Annotated in this window: 9 protein-coding genes; 4 read left to right on the top strand and 5 right to left on the bottom strand. The window is 60.2% G+C overall.

Annotated elements, in window-relative coordinates:
* Window positions 1-967 precede the first annotated feature (967 nt).
* Window positions 968-2071: a 3-oxoacyl-ACP synthase III family protein gene (locus EEB13_RS16495; protein WP_033236211.1), complete on the top strand. Its 1104-nt coding sequence runs from the start codon at window positions 968-970 to the stop codon at window positions 2069-2071.
* Window positions 2055-2981 (top strand): 3-oxoacyl-ACP synthase, encoded by a 927-nt coding sequence (locus EEB13_RS16490; protein ID WP_051730684.1) that lies wholly within the window; start codon window positions 2055-2057, stop codon window positions 2979-2981. The genes EEB13_RS16495 and EEB13_RS16490 overlap by 17 nt, the downstream gene beginning before the upstream one ends.
* A gap of 780 nt (window positions 2982-3761) precedes the next feature.
* Here EEB13_RS16490 and EEB13_RS16485 read toward each other — a convergent pair.
* From EEB13_RS16485 to EEB13_RS16475, 3 genes are read right to left on the bottom strand one after another with little or no spacing between them, the layout of a single operon-like run.
* The gene (locus EEB13_RS16485) at window positions 3762-4511 is read right to left on the bottom strand and encodes an SDR family oxidoreductase (protein ID WP_033236212.1); all 750 of its coding nucleotides are present in this window, start codon (window positions 4509-4511) and stop codon (window positions 3762-3764) included.
* Between the two features lie 9 nt (window positions 4512-4520).
* Window positions 4521-4769, bottom strand: coding sequence for a hypothetical protein (locus tag EEB13_RS16480; RefSeq protein ID WP_033236213.1), 249 nt, complete (start codon window positions 4767-4769; stop codon window positions 4521-4523).
* A gap of 47 nt (window positions 4770-4816) precedes the next feature.
* A complete protein-coding gene (locus EEB13_RS16475; protein ID WP_033236266.1) occupies window positions 4817-5725 on the bottom strand; it encodes a universal stress protein in 909 nt (302 codons plus the stop codon).
* A gap of 327 nt (window positions 5726-6052) precedes the next feature.
* On the opposite strand from EEB13_RS16475, the gene EEB13_RS16470 reads away from it, so the two are divergent.
* Together EEB13_RS16470 and otsB are read left to right on the top strand one after the other, a co-directional pair.
* On the top strand, window positions 6053-6448 hold the full coding sequence (locus tag EEB13_RS16470; protein ID WP_141485818.1) for a hypothetical protein: 396 nt from the start codon (window positions 6053-6055) through the stop codon (window positions 6446-6448).
* 78 nt (window positions 6449-6526) lie between these two features.
* Window positions 6527-9763: a trehalose-phosphatase gene (gene otsB / locus EEB13_RS16465; protein ID WP_141485817.1), complete on the top strand. Its 3237-nt coding sequence runs from the start codon at window positions 6527-6529 to the stop codon at window positions 9761-9763.
* Window positions 9764-9823: 60 nt separating this feature from the next.
* Here the strand turns inward: otsB and EEB13_RS16460 are convergent, their stop codons facing one another.
* On the bottom strand, window positions 9824-10822 hold the full coding sequence (locus EEB13_RS16460; protein ID WP_033236215.1) for a zinc-binding alcohol dehydrogenase family protein: 999 nt from the start codon (window positions 10820-10822) through the stop codon (window positions 9824-9826).
* Window positions 10823-10857: 35 nt separating this feature from the next.
* Window positions 10858-11748, bottom strand: a complete 891-nt coding sequence (locus tag EEB13_RS16455) for a universal stress protein (protein WP_261984568.1) — start codon at window positions 11746-11748, stop codon at window positions 10858-10860.
* Window positions 11749-11867 lie beyond the last annotated feature (119 nt).

Raw genomic sequence — 11867 nt, 5'->3', positions numbered from 1 at the left:
CTTCTCATTCGATCGGAGGTCGTTGACTACTACCTCGCTATGTGCAACACCGAACACAGCTGCAGGATTCCCTGTTAGCGCAGGGAGAACCGCGCGTGACCATGGCATCAGGCCTCCCAGGAGTCGCCGGAACGCACTTGACCCTGAGAATCCCGCCCGGACATCCGGACAGGTAGAGCCGAAGAACTCTCATGGCAAGGGCTTCCGGCATGTTGATCGAGAACTCGGGCCGCCTGTCAAGACGAGCAGAAAGACCCTGTGGGCCGATCGGAAAAGAGCGCACGATAGGAGAAGAGGCGTGGGGCGCTGCGAGACCGGGCGTGTTCATTGCCGAAGGGAGAATGTAGGAGGCCTCGCTGTGATGTATAACCACCATCTCAGTAGTTGGGGTTGGGATTACGCACTGATGTTCATTGGTATGGCACTGTTTTGGAGTTTGTTGATCGTCGGAATCTTTCTGTTGATTCGTTATGTCGGACATGGCTCCGCGGATCCTCCACCTAGATCCCTACTGCGCCGCAGCGCAGAGAGGATGCTTGCCGAGCGGTTCGCCCGTGGGGAGATCGACGAAGACGAGTACAAGAACCGCTTGACCGTTCTCAGGACACAATCATCTCCCTGAGTGACTCCACAGGGCGTAACGAAAGGAGTGATCGCAGTGAACGCGATGCAGATGTGTCACACCTTTATGATGTGTCTTCACGGTTTGGGCGTACTTCCGCCCATGCACATGATGCCGGTGATGTGACTAGTCAATTCATATGATTTTGCAATTCGAGCAGCGCATTGAATGAGCTGAACACCGGCGCGTCTCGTCCCGTAGCGGATTGAGGTCGACGTTGCCGCTCGGCGCGGAAGCAGGCGAGAAGTCCACGGTGGTCTCCGCGCGAATACTGCTGAATGTCAACACGATGCGATGCCCAGTGGCAGAAAGTACGGCGCAAGACGAACCGAGGAATAGAGCGAAATGGTCAAGCACTGGCTGGTGACGGATGCTGAAGGCAATGACATCCGAGAGCCTTACCGGACGCGGATCGCGGGGGCAGGTCGGCACCTTCCCGTCACACGGCTCACGACCGACGAATTGATGACGACAACACGGCATTCGACCCATATCGATCTCGAACGTTTGACCGGGATTCACGAGCGCCGCGTCAGTGTGGGTGATGAGGATTCCTACACCCTTGCAACGGCGGCCGCACGGGATGCCTTGGAGAAGTCGGGCCGTTCGATTGAGTCGATAGACGTAGTGATCAGCTGCAGCATCACCAAGTTTCGTGATGGTCTCACTCAATGGATTGAACCCACGATGAGCGGTGTCGTCGCGCGGGCTCTCGGAGCGAACAAGACCATGACGTTCGATCTTTCAAATGCATGCGCAGGGATGCTCACCGGTGTCATGGTGGCCAACAATTGGATACGCCAGGGTGTCGTCGAGCGGGCTTTGATCGTGAGTGGTGAATATATTTCCCAACTCGGCCGCAATGCCGCGCAGCATATCCACAACATCATGAGTAAAGAGTTGGCCTCGTTGACATTGGGCGATGCGGGCGCAGCGCTTGTCCTCGAACGGGCGCCCGCCGGTGCCGTCGGGATCCGACTTGCCGGATTCACCACCGTGGCCGATTACAGCCGTTTATGTCTCGCTTACCCGAAGGGCGGTGCTCCGGGCGCTCGCATGTTTACCAATTCGCGCGCGATTCAGAAGGCAGCCATCGCCGACACCCCGCTGCTCCTACATGAGGTACTCGACTCACTCGAGCTGTCGATACACGACATCGACCATGTGATCACTCATCAGACTTCCGCGCGGGCAATCAAGAAGGGTATGGCTCAGATGGAGGCGTCGTTCGGAGACAGTCCGCGGCATGACGCGGTCATCACAGTCGACCGATACGGGAACACAGCGTCGACAACCCACACGGTGGCGTTGGTCGAGGAACTCGAGGCCGGCCGTATCCAGCCGGGAGAGACTGTCGCGTTGATCTCCTTGGCCTCTGGGTTGGAGATCGGGGTAGTTCTAGTGGAAATCGATGGAGAACTGGTGGCGCGCTATGGGAACGATCATTGAGCAGTTGTCCCTCACCCGGGGTGGATGGCGGAGTCGGCACAGTGCACTTCACCTCGCGTCAGCGGCGGCGCGGTCCTGCCTCGACAAGGCCGGATGTCGCCCCGACGACCTCGATCTCCTCCTGAACGCAGGTCTGTATCGCGACCGAAATCTCGGTGAACCGGCCCTTGCCGCTCTCATTCAAGACGATATCGGCGCCCATCCAGAGGATCCGCACACCGGCGACCATGGAACGTTCTCCTTCGATGTCGCGAACGGTACTTGTGGCGTGTTGACCGCGCTGCAGATTGTTGACGGATTTCTTCGTTCCCGTGTGATCGAACGCGCACTCGTCGTCGCCAGTGATGCCGACCCGGGGCACGGGCTCAGCGAGGGGTTTCCCTTCTCGGCAGTGGGGGGAGCGGCGTTGTGCTGCTGGACCGATGATCACTATGGGCTCGGCCAGGTGCATTGGGTGAATCGTATCGATGGAGGGGACTCGTTCCGGGCGACGGTTGGTCAGAACGACAACCGGAATGTGTTGCGTTTCCATGAGTCAAGTTCGCTCGACGAGGACTACGCTGCGGCGGGTTACGAAGCAGTCGCCACATGTCTGCAGGAGGCGAAACTGGAACTGGCAGAAGTCGATTCCGTCGTGGCCGCGCCCGCCCGCCCTGGGTTTCGGGCCGCACTTGCGGCGAAGCTGGGGATGCCGGAGTCATGCGTCACCGTGGCTGACGACGAGCACATGCACACCGCAGGACTGATCGCGGCTTTGGAGAGGGAAGAACACAGAAATTCGACATGTGGGAGCACAGTGCTCGTCGCAGTGGGAGCGAGTGTGACCGCGGGCGCGGCTCTTTACACGCAGTCGATCCCGCGTTTGTGGGCGACAACAGATACGGCAACCAGCGGTGGTTTCAACCCTTGACTCAGGATCACTGGATCCGATAATCGCACCGACCAGCAGCCATAGACCCAATGTCAGGGCGCTGAGCGTAGTGATCACGAAGGTGACGGGTGCTCCAAGCGGCTACGCCGCGAATGTGAGCCAGAGGGCGATGATTCGGAGGATAACAGGCCTTCGGCGCGCTTTTCGGGCGTTTGTGCCTGTGATGATCGGCCGAAGGTAATCACTGATGGGCCATTTGTCATCAATTCGAATGATCCTGCGCCGAAACGTGGTTCACGTTCTTGTCCGGCCGTATGGTCGTTGTGTCGAGATTCGACATGTGGGGCGAATCTTGGTGTGGATAGAGGGTCGCCGTGTCGTGTGCTCGGCGCGGATGACAGTAATACCCCCGGCCTTGGAATGAGGTCGGGGGTATCCGCACTAGAGCGTCGGCATCGGGTTGAGGGCACCAATGCAGCCGGGCGGCCATGACAGCAGTCCGGCTGCTGTACCTCGTAGTTACCGGTATGTAAGTGGCAGACACCTACGAGGAGCATTATGTTCATCTTCGCGTCATCGACGTTGTCGACGGTGCCAGACCCCGCTAGTCGCGACTCCCATCCCTGTCAGCGGGGTCTGTTTGTTGTTTTTCTCTCGTCCACGTGGCTGATCACCGACATGAGAGGCAGCTGACCTGCCTTCGCTCGGGCGTAATCGGCGCCCTGCTCTTGAATTTTCTGAAAGCGCCGCAAACCCCTGCGGCCTTCACATGTGAATCAAACCGGAGGACCCGCTTACGTGTGTCATCTGGCCGATTCGTCATTTTGTATCGGGAACAGGGTGAGCGAACCCCGATGTGCACCCGCCGTCGAGGATGAATTCGGAGCCGGTCGAGTACGTCGCTTCGCAGACTATGAACCGCACCATCGAGGCAACCTCCTCGGGGCTTCCGCAGCGCGGGATCGGTTGCTCGGCAATGCATGAGGAACCGAATGGCGCTGTCATTGCATTGTCGATCGGTCCGGGGTGAACGGAGCAGACCCGTATGTTGTACGGGCTGAAGTCAAGCGCGGCAGTCTTCGTAAGCCCTCGAAGGCCCCACTGGCTTGCAACGTACGCTCCGAGTCCTCCGTAGCCGGTCAGAGCAGCGGTGGAGGAAATATTCACGATGGCGCCACTGTCTGATCTGATCAGTGACTGTGCAGCGCAATGCATTCCGAGCCAGGCGCCGTACAGGTTGGTGTTCAGGACGTGTCTGAACTGCGTCGGATGTTGCTCTTGAATGCTGCCGGACTCGAGAATGCCTGCATTGTTGACGAGAACGGACAGGGGGCCGAATGTCGTTTCTGCTGTGTCGATGGCGGATTTCCAGCTTTCGGTTTGTGTGACGTCGAGACGTTGGAAGGCCACCTGGTTGCCCAGCTTCGCTGCGCTTTTTTCGCCCTCTGTATCAAGGAGGTCTCCGATCAGGACTCCGATACCTTCTTCCGACAGGGCTTTGGCTATAGCTGCGCCCATCCCGCGCGCCCCACCGGTGACGAGTGCACTTTTTCCCTTGACGTCGTTCACGGCGCCCTCTCAGTCGAAGTTATTGGCCTTGCTGTCGAGGTAACTGATGATCCGTTGACGAGCGAGGCGTTCGCTCAATTCGAGGAGAGCCTTCGACGATTCCCATGACAGGTCGGCCAGAGCGCCCTCGACGACGATGTCGATACATTCCGGGGAGATGCGTCCGGAGAACTCGGCGGCGAGGCGGTTGACGGTCAGGGATCGCTGTGCGGACTGCGATGTCTCTGGGGATGCGGACGGTTCGAGGTGTGTGGTCATTGTCAGCCCGATCAGTCTGATGTGCTTAGTGGTGGTCGGATTTTCGGTCAGGAAGCAACGGGGGAATGGACGATCAACAGAGGGCACGACACCGTATGCATGAGGTGCCGGCTTGTGGAACCGAGAAGCATCGAAGAAATTCCGCCGCGCCCGCGTCGTCCCACGACGACGAGTTGTGCTGATGTCGATTCGGCATTCAACTGCCGTGCAGGGCGGTCTTTGACGACGACCCGCCGAACCGCGACATCGGGGTACTTTTCTTTCCACCCGGCGAGTCGTTCAGCGAGCACGGCGTGTTCGGCGGTAGCGATCGCGTCCCAGTCGAGGGCGACACCGTTGGGGTCGGAGGTGAAGGCGGTCGTGAGATGAGAATCGCGCCAGGCATGGACTGCAACGAGATCGACTCCGTGCAGGGATGCAGCTTCGAATGCTTCGGCGATGGCAGGTTCGCTGTTTTCCGTGCCGTCGACACCCACTACCACCGGACCGTCGAGCGGCGATCGGTTCGCGCCAGTAATGTGTCGGACGATCGCCACCGGACATGGAGCATGCAACACCACTGCCGCGCTTGTGGAGCCGAGGACACCTGATGCGAATTGATCAAGCCCGTGCGACCCCACGACAAGCATTGCGGCGTCGTGCGATTCGTCCAGCAGCAGTTCGACAGCATTGCCGAATCTCAAGTGCTTGACGATGGTGAGTCGTGTGGACTCGGCTGAGTTCAGTGCCTCCGCATGGGCTTTCGAGAGCCGTTCCTCACCTTCGTAGCGTTGATCCGGGAACTCAGGTGCTTGCAGCGCTACGGCGTTTCGGAAAGTAGTTTCCGTACCGGGCATCGTGGCGACCAGGTGCAGTGGGCGTGCCCGTAGCGCGGCTTCTCGAGCAGCCCACCGAACGGCGTTCGACGCGGCGTCGGAACAGTCGACTCCGACGACAATCGGTGCGCGCATGGTCATGAGTTGCCTTCCGGTTCCAAGTGGCGTGTTCGCCGGGGTGTGTCGATAATCGATTCTGCCCAACTGTGCACCGACGCCCAATGCGGAAGTCCTCTTCCGGAGCTCCGCCCGGGATGCGAGCTATTCGCCGAATCCGAGGACAGTGCGATCGAGTTTGCCGGAGAACGATCGGTTCCCAACTCGAATTGTTCCGCGGCGACCTGCCTGACGCGAGAGTCACCAGGTGCATGAAAAAGGGCCTTTGGACCATCTCACTTGTGTTCCGACGGCACGGGTTTGACGCGGGTTATCCCACTAACGTCAAGAGTGACGATCACCCTGTGATCGATGACGCCAACGCAGGAGGGCACAAGCACAATGGAATCTCGGGAGTCTGCACACTGTGTGAGCGCGATAGGTGAGATGGTGGTCATCGACGGACCGGGTGAGGCTCGGTCGTTTCCCGTCGGTGTGTGGATGATGACCGACGGCCGGAGAGTCGTAGTGGTCGGTGAGGGTGGCCCGATTTCGGTAGGTGTCGTCGACGGAACGCTCTTGAGCGCCGCTGTGCATGCACGGTGGCCGGGCGCCGTGGTGCTCGAGAGGCGACCGGAGGTCGGCAGCGCACCCGACCCGCGGGGGTATTCCGCGCGATACGTCGAGGTTCGGGACGACGGTTCACGCACGGACCCTGCGTTTGCAGATCTTGCGAAAGCAGGGTTTGTAGTGGGACCGGTCAACTGAGGCATCGCCACCGAACCACTCCGACATCACGGAAACCAGGAGAGAGAACATTGTGCACACGCCGTTGGAGCTGACTCGATGACACGGGCTCCGGCAAGCCCGCTCGGCCGCCGAATGTCGGAGATACCGGAAGCTTTGGCATCCCGAGATCAGTTGACCGCCCTTGTGCGTTCCCGGCAGCCAGCAGTATTCCTGGACTTCGACGGCACACTCTCGAACATCGTGAACGACCCGGCCGCTGCCACCCTGGTCGACGGTGTCGCACACGAGCTTGCCCGGCTCGCACACTGCTGCCCGGTAGGTGTGATCAGCGGCCGCGATCTGTCAGACATACAGACTCGAGTTGGCATGACCGGGATCTGGTATGCGGGGAGTCACGGTTTCGAAGTCGTCGGACCAGGCGGACATCACTACCGGAACGACACAGCCCTGTCGTCGGTGCCGGATCTCGAACGTGCCACGCACATGCTTCGAGACCGCCTGTCCAGCATTCCGGGAGTTGTAGTGGAGCACAAGAATTTTACTGTTGCCGTCCATTACCGAACAGTGGATATGGACATGGTCGACGAGGTGGTCGCCACGGTCCACAAAGTCGCGGATCGAGCCGGGCTCCGTGTCACCAGCGGGCGCAAGGTCGCCGAGCTTCGCCCCGACGTCGACTGGGACAAAGGCCAGACACTGGACTGGATTCTCGACCACCTCACAGACACCGACAACGTACTGCCGATTTATATCGGCGACGACTTCACCGACGAGGATGCCTTTGCCGCGGTGGCGGACCTCGGAGTCGGTATCGTGGTGCGTCACTTCGAGGACGGCGATCGACGGTCGGCTGCCAGATTCGCGGTCGACAGCCCCGACGAGGTCTGCCACCTGTTGCAATGGCTGGCCGATCTGCTGGGAAGCCATTCGGCGACAGTGCCGGAGCCGAGTGATCCTTGGACAGTGTTCTTCGACGGGTACGACCCGAACACCGAGAAACTTCGAGAGGCACTCTGCACGGTAGGTAACGGTGCTTTCGCCACTCGCGGTTGCGCACCTGAATCCAGCGCAGGCGCCGGGCACTACCCGGGTACGTACGCGTCCGGCATATTCAACCGTCTCCAGGACGAAATAACCGGGAGCACCCTCGACAACGAAAGCATGGTGAACCTGCCCAACTGGTTGCCGGTGACATTCCGGATCGACGGCGGGCCGTGGTTCAAACTCGACACTGCGGAAGTGCTCGAATTCCATCAGTACTTTGATCTTCGCCGGGCAATTCTCACTCGCCGCTTCCGGATCCGCGACAACGCGGGTCACACCACCACGATCGTCCAGCGAAGATTTGTTGCCATGCACCTCTCGCATGCCTGTGCCCTCGAGATGACAATTGTGGCCGAAAACTGGTCGGGCCGACTCGAGATCCGTTCGGAACTCGACGGCACGGTCGAAAACACACTGGTCGAGCGCTACCGCGGACTCAGCAGCCGTCACCTCGCACTGACGAAGGCCGCCGCACTCTCCAACGACTCGGTGCTGCTTGTGGTGCAGACCAACCAATCTCGAATACCGGTGGCGATGGCAGCCCGGAATACGGTGTGGCGTGACGGCGATCCCTTCCCAAGCCGATACCGGCTAGTCGAGGGCGACGGCCGCATCGGGCACGACATCACCGTGGACCTCGACACGGGCTGTTCTGTCACTCTCGAGAAAATGGTGACCGTGTTCACCGGCCGTGATCACGCGGTGTCCGAGCCAGCTGACGAAGCCGAACGCTGGCTCTCCCGGCTGGGCCGTTTCGATGTGGTGCTCGACCGTCATGTGCTGGCGCTGGTGTCTCTGTGGGACCGTATGGGCATCGACTTCGAGGGCCACGGCCACGCGCTGCGCGTCGTACGGTTCCATGCCCTTCACGTGTTGCAGTCGGTCTCACCGAACACCGCCGACCGTGACGTAGGCGTACCGGCACGCGGACTGCATGGGGAGGCGTATCGAGGCCATATCTTCTGGGACGAGCTGTTCGTTTTTTCGGTGCTGAACCTTCGGATGCCCACGCTGACCCGATCATTGCTGCGGTATCGATACCGCCGTTTGGGGGAGGCCCGCCGGGCGGCGAGCGAAGCCGGTCACCAGGGCGCGATGTTCCCGTGGCAGTCGGGCAGTGACGGTCGAGAGGAGAGCCAGCAACTGCATCTCAATCCGAGATCCGGTCGCTGGCACCCGGACCCAAGTCGGCGCCAGCACCATATCGGCATCGCGATCGCCTACAACGTATGGCAGTACTATCAGGTCACTGGAGATATGGAGTACCTGATCGATTGCGGTGCAGAGGTTTTGGTGGAAATTGCCCGTTTCTACGCCAGCCTCACCTCCTTCGACCAGGCGCTCGGTCGATATGTCATCCGAGGCGTCATCGGCCCTGACGAGTTCCACTCCGGATACCCGAACGCCCCTTTCGGTGGGATCGATAACAACGCATATACCAATGTCATGTCGGTCTGGGTGATGCTGCAGGCACTCGAAGCGCTCAACGTGGTCCCGCTTCAGATTCGCTCGGACCTGACTCGGACGCTGGGACTGACCACAGTGGAAATCGATCGGTGGAGGGATATCACTGCCCACATGTTCGTCCCGTTTCACGATCAGGTCATCAGCCAGTTCGAGGGATATGCCGACCTTCCGGAACTGAATTGGGAAGAGTATCGCCGCCGCTACAGCGACATCCAACGCCTCGATCGAATACTCGAGGCCGAGGGTGACGACGTCAACTGCTACAAGGCATCGAAGCAAGCCGACGTCATGATGCTGTTCTACCTGCTCTCCTCCGACGAGTTACGGTTCATCCTCGGCGGTTTGGGCTATGAGTTCGCCGGTGACGCCATACCGAGAACCATCGACTACTACATGGCACGCACTTCGCACGGCTCGACGCTGAGTGGCGTTGTCCATTCCTGGGTGCTGGCACGAGCAAACCGCGATCGCGCGATGGAGTTCTTCGACCTGGCGCTCAAATCCGACATCGCCGATATTCAGGGGGGAACCACCGCGGAGGGAATTCACTTAGCTGCCATGGCCGGCAGTGTCGATCTGCTGCAACGATGTTTTACCGGGCTCGAGACGCGAGGTGACCGACTCATCTTTTCCCCGCACTGGCCGGAGCAACTAGGCACCCTCGAGTTTCCCATTTTCTACCGGGGCCATCGACTGCGTCTGTGTATCAATCGCAAGGTAGTGCAGGTCAGCGCCGCGGCGGGGACCCAGCCACCAATCGAGGTCGAGTGCCGTGGTCAGGTCGTGCAACTTCACCCGGGCGCCACAGTCCAACTGACCTAGCGGCCAGGTCTTTCGGCCGTCTGTTCATCGCTCATCGTGGTGTATTGCGGTCCTGGGTTGTCATGGCACGAGCACTGCGGCACCGATAGTTCTGTCTGCTGCAAGATCGACCAAGGCGCGATTGGCTTGGTCGAGAGGATAGGTGACGGTGCTGATGTCCAGGTGATGGCGCCCGGCGAATTCGAGGAATTCGACGGCATCGCGGCGAGTATTCGCTGTGACCGAACGTATCTCGCGTTCGTAGAACAGGTGCCTCTGATAGTTCAGAGACGGGACGTCCGAGAGGTGTATGCCGGCGATCGAGAGGATTCCACCTCGGTCCAACGCTTCGAGTGCGGTGGGAACGAGGTCACCGACCGGTGCAAAGAGGAGGGACGAATCGAGCACCGTTGGAGGGCGGTCGTACGCGCCCTGTACGGAGGTGGCACCCAGGCTGGTCGCAAGGGCACGCGCAGATTTGCTGCGTGTCATGACATGTACTTCTGCTCCTCGGGCAAGTGCTACCTGGGCGGCGATGTGGGCGCTCCCGCCGAAGCCGTAGATTCCCAGTCGGCCATCCTCTGGCAGGGACGCACGGTTCAGGGCACGAAACCCGATGATTCCTGCGCAGAGTAGCGGCGCCAGTTCGACATCGGAGTATCCGGATGGCAGGGAGAGTGCGAACTCTGCTGATGCGCAGACGTATTCGGCGTATCCGCCATCGACATCCCAGCCGGTGTACGTCGAATGCGGGCACAAGTTCTCTGCGCCGCGAAGGCAGTAACGGCATCGGCCGCACGTCGAATGCAACCAGGGAATTCCGACGCGGTCACCGGGAGCGAACGACTCGACGCTGCTTCCGACCTCCTCGACCACCCCGACAATTTCGTGGCCCGGGATCACACAGACTCGGTGTACCGGCAGATCACCTTCGGCGACATGGAGATCGGTGCGGCACACCCCGCACGCGAGAACTCGAACCAGAATTTCGCCGGCGCCGATCGTCGGGCGCAGGGTCCGTACCTCGACCAGGGGATGGGTTCTGATCGTTCCGGGGTTGCGTGCCTGCCACGCTGTCATAGATGCCGAAGGTCGGGCGCTGTGGCTCACGTCGGTCACCGATGACTGTTGACGATCATCAGTGGACACTGTGCCTCGTGTAGAACTTCTCGGCAGGTGCTTCCGAGGAGCATTCCACTGAATCCGCCGCGCCCACGGCGACCGAGAACGATCAATTGTGCGCGTCCGGAATGGTCGATCAGATTCTTGCCTGGCTTGTCCTTGACCACTACGGTTGTCACACGCACGTCCGGGTATCGGTCACCGTATCCGGCGAGGCTTTCCGCGGTGAGGGCGCGTTCGGTGTCGTGGCGTGCCTCCCAATCGACTTCCCGGAACTTCGAGAAAACAACGTCGAGGGCGATATCCGACCAGGCGTGTACCGCGACGAGGTCGACCCCTCGCAGTGAGGCTTCTTCGAAGGCTGCGGCGATAGCGGGTTCACTGTGCACGCTTCCGTCGACACCGACGACGACAGGACGTGTGTCGGTGTCTTGGTCCTCGTCGAAGTTTCCACGAAGGACGACCACAGGACATAGCGCGTGCACCGCCAGGGATGAGCTCACCGAACCCACCAACCCGCCCGTGAATTCTCCATGACCCCGGGTTCCTACAGCCAATAATCTTGCAGTCTTGGAGATTTCACGGAGAACGACGACAGGTGGATCGTTGGCAAGTTCGACGTCGACCGCGAGTTCATGCTCTCCCGCTGCGGCGGTCGCCAGTTCGGTTGCTTCCGCCAAGCGTCTTTTCGCCGATGCCGCCTGCTCGTCGAAGTAGAGAGCAGGCATGCCGATCGGAACACCGTAGTTCGAGGGGGTGAACATGGTGGTCACTACAAGTAGGGGCGCGCTGCGAAGAGCAGCGTCGCGCGCACCCCAGGACACTGCCTGACGTGATTGCGCCGATCCGTCGTATCCGACAACTACAGGGGGGTTGATTCTCACGGCTGATCTCCTTCGGCTCGAGGCAAGAACGACGGGACTGTTATTGAATCGTCGGCTAGTGGCAGTCCTGACAGCAGAGGAGAAAGTCATTTCCGGTGTCATTCCCTTCTGCGCGTTAT

This window comes from Rhodococcus sp. WS3 (genome assembly GCF_003797085.1).
Lineage (GTDB): Bacteria > Actinomycetota > Actinomycetes > Mycobacteriales > Mycobacteriaceae > Rhodococcus_F > Rhodococcus_F globerula.
Note: the sequence above shows the minus strand (reverse complement) of the source record. Positions and strands in the feature narration are given on the sequence as shown.